This window comes from Panacibacter microcysteis, from assembly GCF_015831355.1.
GTDB lineage: Bacteria > Bacteroidota > Bacteroidia > Chitinophagales > Chitinophagaceae > Panacibacter > Panacibacter microcysteis.
On sequence record NZ_JADWYR010000001.1, the window covers coordinates 2,174,490 to 2,189,651 of the forward strand.

Genomic DNA, 15,162 nt, shown 5'->3' on the forward strand with positions numbered 1-15,162 from the left:
TTTATGGCATCGCCTGTTGCCACGCTCGGTTCATGGTTCCGTTTTTATGGCGGCTTGCCGCGTTCAGAAACACCGGCGTGCTTATATTTTACTGCAACACTCAAAACTGCCGGCACTGCACACTTTTCAATCTTCTCATCCATTCATTCACTATCTTACGCCAAAGAAAAGACCTTATGCAAAGAATAAAGATTGCTGCAGGCTTTATAGCACTGTCTCTTAATGCTGCCGCGCAAAATGCACCGGTATTAAAAGTAAACAGCTTTTACAAGCCAGCTGAGAACCCCATTGTACGGGCAGACTCCTCTTATACTTTTAAGGATCCTATAAAAAATGAAACAGTGAAATGGCAGAAAGCAGATGTTTTCAATCCTGCTGCCATTGTTAAAGACAATAAGGTCTTCCTGCTCTACCGCTGCGAAGATAATCCTGCGGCACACCTGGGCGGCAGAACCTCACGCTTAGGCCTTGCCGAAAGCGAAGATGGCATACATTTTAAAAAATTTCCTGAGCCCGTTTTATACCCCGATAAAGATGCTTACCAGGAATATGATTTTCCCGGCGGTTGCGAAGATCCGCGGCTGGTGCAAACGGAAGAAGGCATGTACGTTGTGGCTTATACAGCTTGGAACTATGAAGTGCCGAGGCTGAGTATTGCCTTCTCAAAGGATCTTTTTCACTGGGAGAAAAAAGGCCCTGCATTTTTAAAAGCGCATAATGGAAAATATGCCAACGAAGCCAGCAAGTCCGGTTCTATTATCACCAGGTGGTTAAATGGTAAACCTGTTGCCGCAAAAATTGATGGTAAGTACTGGATGTACTGGGGTGAGCATATTATTAACCTTGCATGGAGCGAAAACCTGTACGACTGGAATCCGCTGCTTGATGAAAAAGGTGATCTGCTGGCTGTTGTAAGAACAAGACCTAAAATGTTTGACAGTGATCTTACCGAATGTGGCCCGCCGGCAATAATTACCGACAAAGGAATTGAGTTATTGTACAATGGTAAGAACGCCACAAACCAAAATGCGGCCACAGATCTGCCGCAAGGTATGTATTCGGTTGGTCGTGTTATTTTCGATGTTAAAGACCCCAAAAAAGTAGTGGAACGTTTAGATCAGCCGTTTTTGCGGCCAACACTTCCGCATGAAGTAACCGGCCAATACCAGGCAGGAACAACATTTGCTGAAGCATTGGTGTATTTTAAAAACAAATGGTTCCTGTATTATGGCACCGCAGATTCATTTGTGGGCGTTGCAGTAACAAAAGACTAAAGATTTTTGCGAAAGCGTATACAGCAAAAGGTCTCCGCAGCGGGGCCTTTTGTTTTTTATTTTCCAACGTGATGGAAGTCACAATCCGGTGGTTTTATACACCTCAAATTTGTGTGGTATTAATAAACATAAAAATTGAGTTGTATGAAAATAGAACAAATCTATACCGGTTGTCTTGCACAAGGCGCTTATTATATTGAGAGCGATGGCGAAGCTGTAGTAATTGACCCATTGCGGGAAGTAGAACCCTATATACAAAAAGCAGCCCGCAATGGTGCCACCATTAAGTATGTACTGGAAACGCATTTTCATGCAGATTTTGTTTCCGGGCACTTAGACCTTGCTAAGAAAACAGGTGCTACCATAGTATATGGCCCTACTGCAAAACCCGGTTTTGCAGCACATGTAGCTACAGATGGAGAAGTGTTGAAAGTGGGCAAAGTAACTTTTAAAGTAATGCATACGCCAGGCCATACAATGGAGAGCACATGTTATCTTTTGGCAGATGAAAGCGGAAAAGACACAGGCATATTTACCGGTGACACATTGTTTATAGGCGATGTTGGCCGCCCCGACCTTGCGCAGAAAGTGATCGCAGCATTAACACAGGAAAAACTGGCAGCACATTTATACGAGTCGCTGCAATATAAAATTATGCCACTGGCAGATGATATTGTTGTATACCCTGCACACGGCGCCGGCAGTGCATGCGGTAAAAATATGAGTAAAGAAACCACAGATACACTGGGCCACCAGAAAGCAACCAATTATGCACTGCGTAAAGGGCTTACCAAAGAACAGTTTATACAGGAAGTACTCACAGGCTTAACGCCGCCACCCGCATATTTTCCATTGAATGTTTTGATGAACATAAAAGGTTACGATAGTATAGATGAGGTATTGCAACGTGGCCGCCACGAACTTACACCCGATGCTTTTGAAGCTGCAGCCAATGAAACAAACGCATTGATCCTCGATACAAGAGATGCACAGGTTTTTGCCAAAGGCTTTATACCTAATGCTATCAACATCGGTATAGACGGCAGCTTTGCGCCATGGGTAGGTACCATGATACCAGATGTAAAACAGGAAATACTGCTTGTAGCAGAGCCGGGCAGGGAAGAAGAAGTTATTACGCGCCTGGCACGCGTAGGCTACGATTTTACCATTGGCTACCTGAAAGGTGGCTTCGATGCATGGAAAGCAGCAGGCAAAGAAACAGACACCATAACCTCTGTAACTGCAGATGAAGTGGCAGATGCATTAAAGAAAAATGATATGCATATACTAGATGTGCGTAAGAAAAGTGAATACGACAGCGAGCATGTTGTAGCTGCAGAAAATGCGCCGCTCGATTATATAAACGACAGCATGTTGCTTGTAGATAAAAGCAAACAATACTTTGTGCATTGCGCAGGTGGTTACAGGTCTATGATCTTTATCTCTGTTTTAAAAGCAAGGGGCTACAATAACCTGGTTGATGTAAAAGGTGGTTTTAAAGCATTGAAAGAAAGCGGCAACTTTAAAATAACCGACTACGTTTGCCCTACAACGTTGTTATAGTTTTATTAGCCAAACTGCATTACTACTATTAAGCCTGTGTTGCGTCGCACTCTTGTGCGTTCGGTTGTAAACCCGGCAATGTGCACGGCGCTACATTTATTACGATGTACGTTGCTGCCCTTACTTGTTACAGTACAAGTGTGCGACGCAACAGAAGCTTCATCTGTGATGCAAAAGCCTGGTACAAAATTATGTATACAATATTAACGGAATGGAATGTAATGCGCATTTTGCGGCTGACCATAGGTATTATGGCCCTCGTGCAGGCATTCACCGAAGGTTCATGGATAATGGGCATTGCAGGTTTTTTTGTAATGATAGCTGCAATTGCTAACTTAGGTTGCTGTGGCCCTGCTGGCTGTGCAGTAAGCAAGCAAAGAAAGCAACGCCACATAAACAAAGAAGGAATAACATATGAAGAGTTGGGTAAATAAAAATATTTTATACATAGCCGGGGCTTTTGCCGGCGCACTTGCCGGCTATCTGTACTGGAAGTTTATTGGGTGCACTTCTGGCACATGTGCTATCACAAGCAAGCCTGTAAACAGTACTGTTTATTTTGCTGTAATGGGGGCCTTATTATTTGGTATGTTTCGCAAAGAAAAAAAGCATACAGAAGTATAATTTTTTTGCTGGTGGTAATGTAAAAGCTTTCTGAAAAGAAAGCTTTTTTTATTTTTCGAAGGTGATAAATGTCACGTTTATTTTTGCACGAAGGTTTAGTATGCTGCTATAAAAAGATTGCTATGTCACAACATTTTTAAATTGTAATAGTGGGTGGCGGAAATGCAGGCATATCTGCGGCAGCGCAGTTGCTCAATAGAAACAAAGGTCTTGATATCTGTATTATTGAGCCTTCTGATAAGCACTACTACCAGCCCGCCTGGACGCTGGCAGGCGCCGGTGTGTTCGATATTGAAAAGACGCAGCGCAATGAGGCTGATTTTATACCATCATCTGCCACCTGGATCAAACAAAAGGTAAAGCTGTTCTTTCCAGAAAAAAACCAGGTAGCACTTGATAATGGTGAAACGATCGTATACGATTACATGATCGTAGTACCCGGCATACAATTAAACTGGAGCGCTGTAAAGGGCTTGCAGGAATCACTTGGCAAACACGGTGTTTGCTCTAATTACAATTACAAAACGGCACCTTATACTTTCGAATGCATAAAAAACCTGAAGAAAGGAAAAGCCCTTTTTACTAACCCGCATACACCTGTTAAAGTGGCGGTGCACCGCACAAAATAATGTAACTGGCTGCGGATTACTTCAGAAAACATGGGGTGCTTGATAACATAGACATTCAGTACCGGAGTGGCGGTACAAGATTGTTCGCAATAGAAAAGTATGAGCGCACATTAAGAAAAGTGGTAGAACGTGGCCACATAAAACTCCATTTTTTTGTGCGGCTCGATGAAATTGACGGATCAAATAAACGGGCTAAGTTTGTTGGCTTTGGCGAACAAAACAAGGACCATGAATACTGGGTAGATTTTGATATGATTCATGTAACACCACCCAGTCTGCGCCTGATTTTATCAAAGAAAGTCCTTTGGCCAATGCGGCAGGCTGGGTAGATGTAAATAAACAAACATTGCAGCATGTACGCTTCGGCAATATCTTTTCTTTGGGAGATGCGTCAGGGTTGCCCACTTCCAAAACCGGCGCAGCCATCAGAAAGCAGGTACCCGTACTGGTAGAAAATTTACTGGCATTTATGGCACATAAAGCCATGCATGGTTCTTACAACGGGTATACATCGTGCCCGCTTGTAACGGAGTATGGCAAGCTTGTATTGGCAGAATTTGACTACAACAACATGCCCGCTGAAACATTCCCGTTTGACCAAAGCAAGGAAAGATGGAGTATGTACCAGTTAAAAAAGCAGGTTTTACCGTGATTATACTGGAATAAGATTCTTACCGGTAAAATGTAACCAAGCCTAATGACGCAGGTGTACGTTCACTTTGTCGAGTAGTTTTTTAAGGTCAAAAGGCTTTTCAAGGAATTCATCGGCACCTGCATCGTGAGCAATTTTTTTCCCATCAATGCTTGCAGAAAAAATAATTACGGGCAAATCTTTTGTCTGAGCATTTAGCTTTAACTTTTTTACAATTTGTTCGCCGCTTAATACGGGCATCCATAGGTCCAGGATAACTACAGAAGGTTGTTCCTGTGTAATCTTCTCAAAAATGTTTGCACTGTTACGCTCGGTAACCGCGTTGATCTTTTTTGCAGCCAGCACAAGCGTTAGCAGGTCTAAGATACCTTCATCATCATCACAGATCAACACCTTATTTTCCATAACTACATTTTTAAAAGCATGATTATTCTTTCTGATAAACGCCTGTAAAACTTTGATTTATATACTCAACGGCATAAAATTGTATTAAATAAAATTTATATAAGTTAATGGCGGATGTCGTTTTAAAATATTATGGCATGGTTTTTTTCCCTTTCATATTCATACACCAAAATTTTCATTATGTCTGTTAACCTTATACAATCCATTAAGAAAAATCTCGGATTCGCAGAATTAAAGAAAATCGATCCTAACACGCAACGACCCGTTGACGATGGAAGGGAGGAAGATCGCCTGAATCAGTCTGCTATACCAACAGTGCTGATCGTTTTATATAAGTATACAAGAACAGATGGAGGGGCGCAGGAAGTGTTGTCTTCATCTATTACAAGTGACTGGATGGAGAAAATGCTTGCAGAAGACACCGTGGATGCGGTGGCTAAAGTGGCAAAATATAGCGATGTGCCTGAAGTAATAGCCCTGGAACGCATGGAACAAATCGCAAAGCAGGCAGTAGCATTGATAAATACTGCTAATCCTGCCTCGTCTGATGAAGTCAAAAATATTGTTGCCGCAGAGCGCAACGCCATTCTTTCCTATTTGCCGCCATCGTTACACATGGGCGAATTGCTTAATGATGGTACACTTGATGACAATGTAAATAAAATGGAAGGTCCTATGTCTGGGATGATGAAATCATTAGGTGGCATATTCTCGTCTAGTGAAAGAGGCAAGGATGACCAGGGAAAGTAAAATATCGTACACAACATTCTATCAAATCAATAATTAAACATTTATGAGTACACAAAAAATTATTACCGCACTTGTTATAGGTGCCGCCGCAGGCGCAGTATTAGGCGTTTTATTTGCGCCGGATAAAGGCTCCGAAACCAGGAAGAAAATAGCAGATGGCAGCAGCGAACTTGCTGACTCTTTAAAAGCCAAAGCGAATGACCTGGCAGAAGAAATGAGCGATAAAATTAAATCTGCAAAAGAAGAAATTTCTGATATGCTTGCGAAGGGAAAAGAAAAACTCCAGGGTTATAAAAAGCAGGCAGATTCTCAACTTTCCTAAAATGAACTAAATTTTGTCTTCCGAAAGGAAGATTGTATGTAGTGTAGTTTTGGTATGAATGGTCCGGCCTTCAAAAAGGCCGGATCCCTTTTTTAGAAATCTTTTCCGTCAACTAGCTATACTTGTCTTCATTTTTTATACATGCAGCGCTAATTTTTTCAGCCGGCGTTGATGCAAGTATAAACTTATACAAACATTCGTCTACCGCACCCTCAAACTGAAAACTGTGTGAACGCAACAGTTTTATAGAAGAGAAGTTGTCCTTATGTATACAAGCCGTAACAGCCGGCAGGGCCAGTGTTGTGAACGCAAATACCAGTACAAGCCCCAGCGCTTCAGTCATAATACCTTTCCCCTGGTGTTGTGGTAACAGTTCGTAGCCGGTTTCTGTTTCTGCTGTATTATCCTCGTTATGCCATAACAAAATAGTTCCTGCAAATGCGGCTGATTCTTTCAATTCGATTACCCAAAACAATGTTGCGCCCTCTGCTACCTTTCGTATTACCAGGTCTATAAACTGCAGAGCATCTTCCATCGTATGTGCTTTGGTGCGGTGGAGGTATTTGTTGTGCGCATCATCAGCACGCAGATAGAATATATTTGCTGCATCCTCAGGCCGTAAAGCTCGTAAACGTAACCTGCTATTTTCCAGTATTGGAAAGGCCGGTAGTATAAATTTTTTCACGATGGTTGTTTTGGCTCAATCAGGTCCCAAAGGTTTCCGTAAAGGTCTTTAAACACCGCTACTGTTCCGTACGTTTCTTCAGTCAGTGGTCTTATAAATACTACGCCCTGTGCAGTAAGTTTCCCGTGGTCTCTGCGTATGTCATCTGTGTGAAGGAACAGGAATACACGTCCGCCTGTCTGGTTACCAACTCTCGATTGCTGTTCTTCATTGGCCGCTTTTGCAAGTAAAATGTTACACCCGCCCTCGCCTGCAGGTTTTACAACTACCCAGCGTTTTGTTTCCGAAAGCGTGGTGTCTTCCAGTAATTCAAAATGGAGTATGTTCGTGTAGTAAGTTATCGCTTCATCATAATCATTTACCAAAAGCGCTATTTGTACAAGACGTTGATTCATGTTTTTATAATTGCAATTTTATGTTCATTTTATTAAGCACTGTTACTATTCCCATTACTGCTACAGCGTATACTGCAGACCATAATGTTCCGGGCAAACCATACCGCAGGCTGTCTGGTACCAGGCTTATACCAAGCCATGCTGTTAAAAAATAAATGATGTCAGGTATTATATAAGTCAGCAGTGGGTTAGCCGCAGCCGGCTTAAAAAATCCTGTCCATTTGTCAATGTGTTTTTTATCAGTCAGCCAGTACAGGAAAATAAAGATGATGCAGCAAAGGCCTGCACTGTACAAAGCCCATGTAGGTGTTGCGTAAATCTTCGAGATTTTATAGGCAGGTCTCAGTATATAACCTGCAATAAATAATACAAACGTAAACACAAAAGCGTTGGCAAACCTTTTGTAATCACTTGTTGGCTTATCTGCCTGGAAGAATAGCAGGGAAAGTAATATACCACTCAAAGTTATAGCGGTATCAATTGCATTGCCGCTTTGTATGCGTGTCCACTGCAGCCAGCTTAGCGCTGCCACAGACTCCGTACGACTAACTACATATATCCCTATACATACAGCGATCATCAAAAAGATCATCAGCATGTTACCCCTTGTTAACTGGTAAATAATACTGCTGTATAAATAAGCCCATCCAATAAGGCCGAGTATGCCCCACCACTGTGGGGTAATATGGCCACCCTGCACGTTCTTATAAAGAAACGCAAGTATAGTCAGTACAACAATGCCCAGCACTTTAAAACTATATACGAGAATTTTATTTTGCGTGTAATAAACCTTCCATATCATTATCGCAGCCGCAAGAAAAATCAACGCCCATACGTTGATAGACATACCCATCTCCGCTTCATTATAGCCGCCTTCCGTGTTTACAAGAAATACACCCAGTACAAGCAGTCCAAGTGTACGAGACGCAATGTGGCCCTGCAATTGCCAGAACCCATCTCCTTTCTTCAAACGGTTATTGATGGCAAATGGAACAGACATGCCCACTATAAAAAGAAATGCAGGAAATACCACATCTACAAAGCTCATTGCATCAGCATCTGCCGGCATGTGTTTCATCCATGCGGGTATGTCCCTGATACCCGCAAGTTCATTTACAAAAATCATTACCAGGATCGTTATGCCACGAAATGCATCGATAGACAATACCCGTTGGTTGCTTAGCTGATTATATTGCATGAGAGCGTTGGTTGTGTGCGTTGCAGTGGTTCAAATATAATGATTGTTTTATGTAGCCAACTGCAGTGCTACTATCATCGCCTGTTGTGTCACTCACTTGTACGGTTGGCTCATTATGCAGCATGGGTGCTGGCTTGCTGCGTTTCAGCAAATAGTTTTGGTGCTGGCAATAAGCATGCTTTGTTGTTATGCATCTGCGGCTTCAAAAGTTGCAGTTGCCTCAGCACGATGCGGAGTAGCAGTTAAGTTGATTGGGCCAGGAATATTTCACATTTACCGTTTCACGTCTCACGATTCAGGATTCACCATTCACGCATCTGCGGCTTCAAAAGTTGCAGTTGCCTCAGCACGATGCGGAGTAGCAGTTAAGTTGATTGGAACAGGAATATTTCACGTTTACCGTTTCACGTCTCACGATTCAGGATTCACCATTCACGCATCTGCGGCTTCAACAGTTGCAGTTGCCTCACCACGATGCGGAGTAGCAGTTAAGTTGATTGGAACAGGAATATTTCACGTTTACCGTTTCACGTCTCACGATTCACCATTCACCATTCATGCTTCTTCGAACAGTTGCAGTTGCCTCACCACGATGAGGAGTAGCAGTTAAGTTGATTGGACCAGGAAAATTTCACGTTTACCATTTCACGTCCCACGATTCACCATTCACGCTTTTGCGGCTTCAAAAGTTGCAGTTGCATCAGCACGATGCGGAGTAGCAGTTAAGTTGATTGGAACAGGAATATTTCACGTTTACCGTTTCACGTCTCACGATTCAGGATTCATCATCCACGCTTCTGCGGCTTCAACAGTTGCAGTTGCCTCACCACGATACGGAGTAGCAGTTAAGTTGATCGGACCAGGAAAATTTCACGTTTACCATTTCACGTCCCACGATTCACCATTCACGCATCTTCGGCTTCAACAGTTGCAGTTGCCTCACCACGATGCGGAGTAGCAGTTAAGTTGATTGGACCAGGAATATTTCACGTTTACCGTTTCACGTCTCACGATTCAGGTTCACCATTGACCATTCACCATTCACCCCGATTGATTTATACACGTTTGATATCTGCACCGAGATTTCTTAAACGATCATCGATGTTTTGATACCCGCGGTCTATTTGCTCGATGTTTTGTATGGTGCTCTTACCTTCTGCACTAAGCGCTGCAATAAGCAATGCCTGGCCTGCACGAATATCCGGGCTGCTCATTGTAATTCCACGCAACTGGTTTTTGCGGGCAAGACCTATAACCGTTGCGCGGTGCGGATCACACAGAATGATCTGGGCACCCATGTCGATCAGCTTGTCAACAAAAAACAAGCGGCTTTCAAACATTTTTTGGTGGATGAGCACACTGCCGACTGCCTGCGTGGCCACTACCAAAACGATGCTTAGCAAGTCTGGTGTAAAACCCGGCCATGGATGATCATATACCGTTAAAATACCACCATCGAGGTAAGTGCTGATCTCGTATTTTTCCTGTGCGGGAATATAAATATCATCTTTACGGAACTCCATTTGTATACCGAGTTGCTGAAACTTTTCAGGAATAACACCCAAATGTTCGATGCCTGCATTTTTAATGGTGATCTCACTTTGTGTCATTGCCGCAAGCCCGATAAAACTGCCTATCTCAATCATATCTGGCAGCATACGGTGCTCTGTGCCACCAAGGTATTCCACACCTTCTATGGTAAGCAGGTTGCTGCCAACACCGCTTATTTTTGCACCCATGCGGTTAAGCATTTTACACAATTGCTGCAGGTACGGCTCGCAGGCTGCGTTGTAAATTGTTGTGGTGCCTTTTGCCATTACTGCTGCCATTACAATATTTGCCGTACCTGTTACAGAAGGCTCATCGAGCAGCATATAAGTGCCCTGCAGGTTGGGTGCTACGAGTTGAAAATAATTCAGTTCTTCATTGTATTCAAAACGGGCGCCGAGTTTTTCAAAACCGATGATATGTGTATCAAGTCTTCGTCTGCCAATTTTGTCACCGCCGGGTTTGGGGATGTATGCTTTTTTAAACCTGGAAAGCATGGGCCCTGCAATCATTACAGAACCGCGCAAACGGCCGCTCTTTTTCCTAAAGGCTTCTGAACCGAGAAAGTCAACATCAACATTATCTGCCTGGAAAGTGCAGATATCTCTTGAAGCGCGGTCGATTTTTACTCCCAGTTCTCCCAATAATTCGATGAGCAGGTTTACATCAATAATATCTGGAATATTACTGATCGTTACCTTTTCAGGCGTGAGCAATACGGCTGAGATGATTTGGAGTGCCTCATTTTTAGCGCCCTGTGGCGTTATTTCTCCTGTTAATTTTTTCCCGCCACGTACTTCAAAAGATGCCATTTGTTATAATTGAAAAGTTGATTGATTGGTTATTGAGGCGAATGTATTAAAGGTTGGGTATTTTATAAGGCTTGCATAATTTTTTTTAATTTATCGTTTTTTTGAAGCCTAAATCCATTTTCATGCTAAACCGGCTGCTTATTTTGATGGTGCTGATCTTATCCGGAGCTAATGCTCAAAAATTTAAAGTTGATACACTTTACCATAACAGAAGAATGGGAAGACTATAGTCTAAAGGTTAATGAATACAATGCCACAGGCAAATTATTATCATCAACGATACAATACAAAATAGGGTCGGGCTGGACAAATGCAGGATCTACAATTAATACTTACAATGCATCGGATTTTCTTGTAAACCGATGTATTTACAGTTGGAACGCTATGTCCAGCATCTGAAATAAGACGTGGGAATACAATTACATTAACTATAGCGATGGCAGTGTAAAAGAGGTGGCAGATTTTCGAAATCCATATACACTCGAATGTTTCAGGTATAAAATCAACGACACTTTACTATCGCGTTCAATCTGTTGACAAAGACAACAAAGCTTTATACTCCAATATTGCCCCGGTTAAATTAAGTAACAATAAAGGCGACTTAACAATTTATCCTAACCCTGTAAAAAACAATTTATCCGTTCACTACAATCTCAATCCAAATAGTTCGCCGGCTTCATACATTATCATGGACATAAGCGGAAGAAGAGTGTGTACCGGGCCTATAGACGTAAACAGCACTTTCGTAAATATTAATGTAGCTCACTTAAGTAAAGGGATTTATTACGTTCAAATCTTTAATGGTAAAGAAACAATGCGCACAAAATTTATAAAAGAATAAAAAAAGCTGGTTATGTAAAAAGCGCCCGGGCAATTACCCGGGCGCTTTTGTTTACGTGCAATGCGTATTTATTCAATCACCAGTTTTTGACTGTGGCTTTCTGTGCCTTCCACAACCCTTACCACATAAACTCCTTTTGCAATCCCTGAAGTATTGATCGTGTGCGAACCGGCACCATTGAGATTTTGCCTGTAAACGATATTGCCTGCAAAGTTTACAATAGCAAGTGCGGCCTTTTCTGAATTGGTTTTTACCACGCAATAAGTGCGTGCAGGATTTGGTTGAAGCGTAACCTGTAACACTTTACCTGTTATACTCAGCGTGATGATCCTGCTTTCAGTATGTTTTCCATCCTTATCAAACATCTGCAGTTTGTAGTAAATCTTGTCAGCTTTTACGGCAGCAATGTCATCTGCGAACCGGTAAGTGTTTTTGGCTGCACTTCCATTATTTAGGGCGTTAACATTACCAACGGCTGTAAAGTTGCTGCCATTGCTGCTGCGCAGCACAACAAAATGAGAAGTATTGATCTCGCTTGTAGTTTGCCACTGCAACGCTACCGTGTTGTGGTTTTTTGTTCCGGTAAAATTTACCAATGTAAGCGGCAGTGTACAACCTGTATAAGAGAAAGTAAACCTTGAATCGTTTACCCATGCGTTGCTAAGCCAGTCCTGCGAAACATTTTCAGCTATTGTACCATCGCCGTTGTAAGTAAAATCTGTTTGTGCATCATTGATCCACGCACTACCTGTCCAGTCCTGTATCAGCTCTTTGGTTAAATTGTTACCGGTGTAAGTACTTTTTGTAAGTGCATCGTGTACCCACGCAATCGCATTCCAGGAATCCATTGTATCTGTCACCTGGTGTTTGTTTACATCGTAGGTATAACGGTTTCTTGCCTGGTTTGTCCAGCTAACAAATGACCATCCTTCCGTAACCATTTCTTTTACTGTTTTGTCTGCATTATAGGTATATGTTTGGCGGGAAAAATCTGTCCAGTCTGTAATAAACCAGAGCTTTGTTGTTACGGTTTGCAACGTAAGATCCGGGTTGTATCCGTACACTGATAAATAAGTATTTTGAAAAGTGGTGCCGAGTGGTGCGTTTTCCGTTAGCATGCTATCCATCTGGTCATTTTCATTGTAACTGTAGGTAATTCGTAGCAGGTTTTTCCATGCTCCGCCCGTCCAGCTTTGTGTTACCGATTGTGCCAGCTTTTTTGTTGCAGTATAGGTATTTGTTGTCAAAGATGCATTCACCCACTGAGAAGTACCTGCCGCCAGGTTTTGGGTTAAAACTGTTGCTGCCTGGCATTGGGCGTTATTGGTATAAATGCTTCGCATAAACGGTTGCCACGCATTGTTTTTCCATTCATAAGCCAGGGTTGTATCCAGCGCCTGGGATTGTGCATTAAATACAATTGAAAGCAGCAGCAGAAGAGATAAAATTTTTTTCATAAACGGTGTTTTTGTGTTTGATCTGTGTATAACAAATAATCATTGGCCGCTCCTGGCGGTTAATAATTTTAAAGGTAGCAGCAACCGGAAAGTTGGTATGGCCGGGCCGGGTTAACAGTGCTTTTCGTTGTATGAATTGTAGAAAATAGGTAGTAAATGTTTGCTGGTTTTTTTGCAAAAGCATTTTTTGGTTGACGGGCTGCATTACTACTATCATCGCCTGTTGTGTCACTCACTTGTACGGCTGGTTCTTTATGCAGCAAGGGTGCGGCCCTGCTGCATTTCAGCAAATAGTGTTGTTCGGGCAATACATGTGCTTCGTTGCAAACAGTGATACTTTGGCTTCAGCAGCAGTAGTTGCATCTACACGATACAGAATAGCAGTCTTGTTTATTTTATGGAAAGTAAAGTTCGATTTTGTTGCGGCTTTAGCCGGCCTCGGAAAAATGGCGTGAAGAAATTTATGTAATGCAGCGTTAAGCAGCGAAGATGATGCGTAATGTTCAAATGCAATTTATATGTCTTCGTTCAATAGCTATTCTACTGTTACATGTATAACTTCTTCGCTGTAGCGTAATGCAGTAAATTTTAGCCGATTTTTCCGCAGCCTTGATCTTTTTTGTTACTTTTTTGCATCAAGGCAAAAAAGTAAACACGCTGCTGGTGAAGACAAAGGTTTGGTTCTTCAAAGTTGTTTCCTGTTCTTTTGTACTGACACAAAAAAAACAAAAAGCCAGGTAAGAAAAGATGTACAGCCCTTTTCCTGCTTTCGCCTTGATGAAGGTTTTATGCTACTTTGGCTTCAGCAGCAGTAGTTGCATGAACACGATGCAGAATTGCAATTACGTGGCTGAACAAGAATATCTCACGATTCACGTCTCACGTTTCACGCGTCCTTTGGCTTCAGCAACGGTAGTTGCATCTACACAATACAGAATAGCAGTCTTGTTAATTGAACAATGAGCATTTTCACGTCTCCTGTTTGCCGTTTCACGTCTCCCGCTTCACCATTCACCATCCCCGCCCATGATCGCTGCAGCTGCATATTGTTATGCTGTACAAGAGTGCGACGCAACCAAAGCTTCATGCTTAGGCAAAAGCCGGGTACATCATTAACTCTTCCACACTGCAACGGCTATGCAAACCCAGCCGGCAATAAAGCATAAACCCCCGATGGGTGTAATGGCGCCAAGCCATTTCATGCTTTCGTTGCCTGCTACCAGGAAAGCTGTTAACAGGTAGAGTGAACCTGAAAATAATACGGTGCCTGCTATAAACATGCGGCCACTCCAAAGTAGCCACGTGGCATTGAAGAATTGAAATAGAATGGCTACAGCAAGTAACGCAAATACATGGTAAAACTGGTATTTAACGGCGGTTTCGAAAATGCCCAGGGTATAATCGTTTGCTTTTGCTTTTAAACCGTGTGCGCCAAATGCGCCCAGCGCCACTGCCAGTGCGCCAAGCAGCGCAGCAGTAATAAGAAATGATTTATGCATGTTGCTGTATTATTTCGGCAAAGCTATGGGCAGAAATTTTATCGGCCTGTAAATGGTATTGGCTTTGTGCATAAAATTTACTTCGCTCCGCCAGTTTGATGGAGAGAAAATGAAGCAGTTCTTCATCGGTAAGATTTTTTATGAGCGGGCGCTGCTCTTTTTCTTTCTTCAGGCGGTCTGCCAGCACCTCTACTTTTTCGTCTATCCAGATGGTGATGCCGTGTTCATTCATCCACTTAATGTTATCATGAAAACACGGTGTACCGCCGCCTGTGGCGATTACCATATTGCTAAAGGTTGCAAGCGCATGCAGTACTTCTTTTTCTTTATCGCGGAAATATGCCTCACCGTCAGTTGCAAAAATTTCTTTAATGGTCATGGAGGTTTCTTTTTCCACCTGCGCATCAAGATCTATCCAATCCATTTCATGTGCATCGGCTACCTGCTGTGCCCAATAGCTTTTGCCCGTACCCATCATACCTGTCAGGAAAATCTTCATTGGTTAACC

At 42.5% G+C, this 15,162-nt stretch carries 19 protein-coding genes; 11 read left to right on the forward strand and 8 right to left on the reverse strand.

Going from position 1 to position 15,162, the window contains the following annotated elements; genetic code table 11:
• The first annotated feature begins 176 nt into the window (after nt 1-176).
• The 7 genes from I5907_RS08760 to I5907_RS08785 all read left to right on the forward strand — a co-directional run bounded on the left by I5907_RS08760 (nt 177) and on the right by I5907_RS08785 (nt 4,742).
• A complete protein-coding gene (locus I5907_RS08760) occupies nt 177-1,274 on the forward strand; it encodes a glycoside hydrolase family 130 protein (RefSeq protein ID WP_196990333.1) in 1,098 nt (365 codons plus the stop codon).
• A gap of 144 nt (nt 1,275-1,418) precedes the next feature.
• Nucleotides 1,419-2,837, forward strand: a complete 1,419-nt coding sequence (locus I5907_RS08765) for an MBL fold metallo-hydrolase (RefSeq protein ID WP_196990334.1) — start codon at nt 1,419-1,421, stop codon at nt 2,835-2,837.
• A gap of 191 nt (nt 2,838-3,028) precedes the next feature.
• On the forward strand, nt 3,029-3,271 hold the full coding sequence (locus I5907_RS08770) for a hypothetical protein (RefSeq protein WP_196990335.1): 243 nt from the start codon (nt 3,029-3,031) through the stop codon (nt 3,269-3,271).
• The gene (locus I5907_RS21640) at nt 3,252-3,461 is read left to right on the forward strand and encodes a DUF6132 family protein (protein WP_231402006.1); all 210 of its coding nucleotides are present in this window, start codon (nt 3,252-3,254) and stop codon (nt 3,459-3,461) included. The genes I5907_RS08770 and I5907_RS21640 overlap by 20 nt, the downstream gene beginning before the upstream one ends.
• Before the next feature lie 149 nt (nt 3,462-3,610).
• Nucleotides 3,611-4,090 (forward strand): FAD-dependent oxidoreductase, encoded by a 480-nt coding sequence (locus I5907_RS08775; RefSeq protein ID WP_196990336.1) that lies wholly within the window; start codon nt 3,611-3,613, stop codon nt 4,088-4,090.
• Between the two features lie 35 nt (nt 4,091-4,125).
• Complete coding sequence (locus tag I5907_RS08780) at nt 4,126-4,419, forward strand: hypothetical protein (RefSeq protein WP_196990337.1); 294 nt, start codon at nt 4,126-4,128, stop codon at nt 4,417-4,419.
• Nucleotides 4,395-4,742 (forward strand): hypothetical protein, encoded by a 348-nt coding sequence (locus I5907_RS08785; RefSeq protein ID WP_196990338.1) that lies wholly within the window; start codon nt 4,395-4,397, stop codon nt 4,740-4,742. The genes I5907_RS08780 and I5907_RS08785 overlap by 25 nt, the downstream gene beginning before the upstream one ends.
• A gap of 42 nt (nt 4,743-4,784) precedes the next feature.
• On the opposite strand, the gene I5907_RS08790 is transcribed toward I5907_RS08785, so the two are convergent.
• Complete coding sequence (locus I5907_RS08790) at nt 4,785-5,147, reverse strand: response regulator (protein ID WP_196990339.1); 363 nt, start codon at nt 5,145-5,147, stop codon at nt 4,785-4,787.
• Nucleotides 5,148-5,327: 180 nt separating this feature from the next.
• On the opposite strand from I5907_RS08790, the gene I5907_RS08795 reads away from it, so the two are divergent.
• Together I5907_RS08795 and I5907_RS08800 are read left to right on the forward strand one after the other, a co-directional pair.
• Complete coding sequence (locus I5907_RS08795) at nt 5,328-5,897, forward strand: hypothetical protein (RefSeq protein ID WP_196990340.1); 570 nt, start codon at nt 5,328-5,330, stop codon at nt 5,895-5,897.
• A gap of 43 nt (nt 5,898-5,940) precedes the next feature.
• Nucleotides 5,941-6,219 (forward strand): YtxH domain-containing protein, encoded by a 279-nt coding sequence (locus tag I5907_RS08800; protein WP_196990341.1) that lies wholly within the window; start codon nt 5,941-5,943, stop codon nt 6,217-6,219.
• Nucleotides 6,220-6,331: 112 nt separating this feature from the next.
• Here I5907_RS08800 and I5907_RS08805 read toward each other — a convergent pair whose 3' ends face one another.
• From I5907_RS08805 to murA, 4 genes are all read right to left on the reverse strand, one after another.
• Nucleotides 6,332-6,904: a GNAT family N-acetyltransferase gene (locus I5907_RS08805; RefSeq protein WP_196990342.1), complete on the reverse strand. Its 573-nt coding sequence runs from the start codon at nt 6,902-6,904 to the stop codon at nt 6,332-6,334.
• A complete protein-coding gene (locus I5907_RS08810) occupies nt 6,901-7,299 on the reverse strand; it encodes a VOC family protein (protein ID WP_196990343.1) in 399 nt (132 codons plus the stop codon). The genes I5907_RS08805 and I5907_RS08810 overlap by 4 nt, the downstream gene beginning before the upstream one ends.
• A 4-nt stretch (nt 7,300-7,303) precedes the next feature.
• Nucleotides 7,304-8,497: a DUF5009 domain-containing protein gene (locus tag I5907_RS08815; RefSeq protein ID WP_196990344.1), complete on the reverse strand. Its 1,194-nt coding sequence runs from the start codon at nt 8,495-8,497 to the stop codon at nt 7,304-7,306.
• A 1,055-nt stretch (nt 8,498-9,552) separates the two neighbouring features.
• Nucleotides 9,553-10,857 carry a UDP-N-acetylglucosamine 1-carboxyvinyltransferase gene (gene murA / locus I5907_RS08820; protein WP_196990345.1) on the reverse strand — a complete coding sequence of 435 codons (1,305 nt, stop codon included), beginning with the start codon at nt 10,855-10,857 and terminating at the stop codon, nt 9,553-9,555.
• Nucleotides 10,858-11,028: 171 nt separating this feature from the next.
• Between murA and I5907_RS08825 the strand changes: the two genes are divergently transcribed.
• Together I5907_RS08825 and I5907_RS21995 are read left to right on the forward strand one after the other, a co-directional pair.
• Nucleotides 11,029-11,256 (forward strand): hypothetical protein, encoded by a 228-nt coding sequence (locus I5907_RS08825; RefSeq protein WP_196990346.1) that lies wholly within the window; start codon nt 11,029-11,031, stop codon nt 11,254-11,256.
• Between the two features lie 208 nt (nt 11,257-11,464).
• Entirely contained in the window at nt 11,465-11,698 is a 234-nt protein-coding gene (locus I5907_RS21995) for a T9SS type A sorting domain-containing protein (RefSeq protein WP_428842559.1), read from the forward strand.
• A 68-nt stretch (nt 11,699-11,766) separates the two neighbouring features.
• Here the strand turns inward: I5907_RS21995 and I5907_RS08835 are convergent, their stop codons facing one another.
• The 3 genes from I5907_RS08835 to I5907_RS08845 all read right to left on the reverse strand — a co-directional run bounded on the left by I5907_RS08835 (nt 11,767) and on the right by I5907_RS08845 (nt 15,153).
• Complete coding sequence (locus tag I5907_RS08835) at nt 11,767-13,155, reverse strand: T9SS type A sorting domain-containing protein (protein WP_196990347.1); 1,389 nt, start codon at nt 13,153-13,155, stop codon at nt 11,767-11,769.
• Between the two features lie 1,112 nt (nt 13,156-14,267).
• Nucleotides 14,268-14,654 (reverse strand): DUF423 domain-containing protein, encoded by a 387-nt coding sequence (locus I5907_RS08840; protein WP_196990348.1) that lies wholly within the window; start codon nt 14,652-14,654, stop codon nt 14,268-14,270.
• Nucleotides 14,647-15,153, reverse strand: coding sequence for a shikimate kinase (locus I5907_RS08845; RefSeq protein WP_196990349.1), 507 nt, complete (start codon nt 15,151-15,153; stop codon nt 14,647-14,649). Before I5907_RS08845 ends, I5907_RS08840 begins: the two co-directional genes overlap by 8 nt.
• Nucleotides 15,154-15,162 lie beyond the last annotated feature (9 nt).

What these genes read in the sequence shown, in the direction of transcription:
- I5907_RS08760 (WP_196990333.1), top strand. Translation starts at nt 177, where the DNA reads ATGCAAAGAATAAAGATTGCTGCAGGCTTTATAGCACTGTCTCTTAAT.
- I5907_RS08765 (WP_196990334.1), top strand. Translation starts at nt 1,419, where the DNA reads ATGAAAATAGAACAAATCTATACCGGTTGTCTTGCACAAGGCGCTTAT.
- I5907_RS08770 (WP_196990335.1), top strand. Translation starts at nt 3,029, where the DNA reads ATGTATACAATATTAACGGAATGGAATGTAATGCGCATTTTGCGGCTG.
- I5907_RS21640 (WP_231402006.1), top strand. Translation starts at nt 3,252, where the DNA reads ATGAAGAGTTGGGTAAATAAAAATATTTTATACATAGCCGGGGCTTTT.
- I5907_RS08790 (WP_196990339.1), bottom strand. Translation starts at nt 5,147, where the DNA reads ATGGAAAATAAGGTGTTGATCTGTGATGATGATGAAGGTATCTTAGAC.
- I5907_RS08795 (WP_196990340.1), top strand. Translation starts at nt 5,328, where the DNA reads ATGTCTGTTAACCTTATACAATCCATTAAGAAAAATCTCGGATTCGCA.
- I5907_RS08800 (WP_196990341.1), top strand. Translation starts at nt 5,941, where the DNA reads ATGAGTACACAAAAAATTATTACCGCACTTGTTATAGGTGCCGCCGCA.
- I5907_RS08810 (WP_196990343.1), bottom strand. Translation starts at nt 7,299, where the DNA reads ATGAATCAACGTCTTGTACAAATAGCGCTTTTGGTAAATGATTATGAT.
- I5907_RS08815 (WP_196990344.1), bottom strand. Translation starts at nt 8,497, where the DNA reads ATGCAATATAATCAGCTAAGCAACCAACGGGTATTGTCTATCGATGCA.
- murA (WP_196990345.1), bottom strand. Translation starts at nt 10,857, where the DNA reads ATGGCATCTTTTGAAGTACGTGGCGGGAAAAAATTAACAGGAGAAATA.
- I5907_RS08825 (WP_196990346.1), top strand. Translation starts at nt 11,029, where the DNA reads ATGCTCAAAAATTTAAAGTTGATACACTTTACCATAACAGAAGAATGG.
- I5907_RS08835 (WP_196990347.1), bottom strand. Translation starts at nt 13,155, where the DNA reads ATGAAAAAAATTTTATCTCTTCTGCTGCTGCTTTCAATTGTATTTAAT.
- I5907_RS08840 (WP_196990348.1), bottom strand. Translation starts at nt 14,654, where the DNA reads ATGCATAAATCATTTCTTATTACTGCTGCGCTGCTTGGCGCACTGGCA.
- I5907_RS08845 (WP_196990349.1), bottom strand. Translation starts at nt 15,153, where the DNA reads ATGAAGATTTTCCTGACAGGTATGATGGGTACGGGCAAAAGCTATTGG.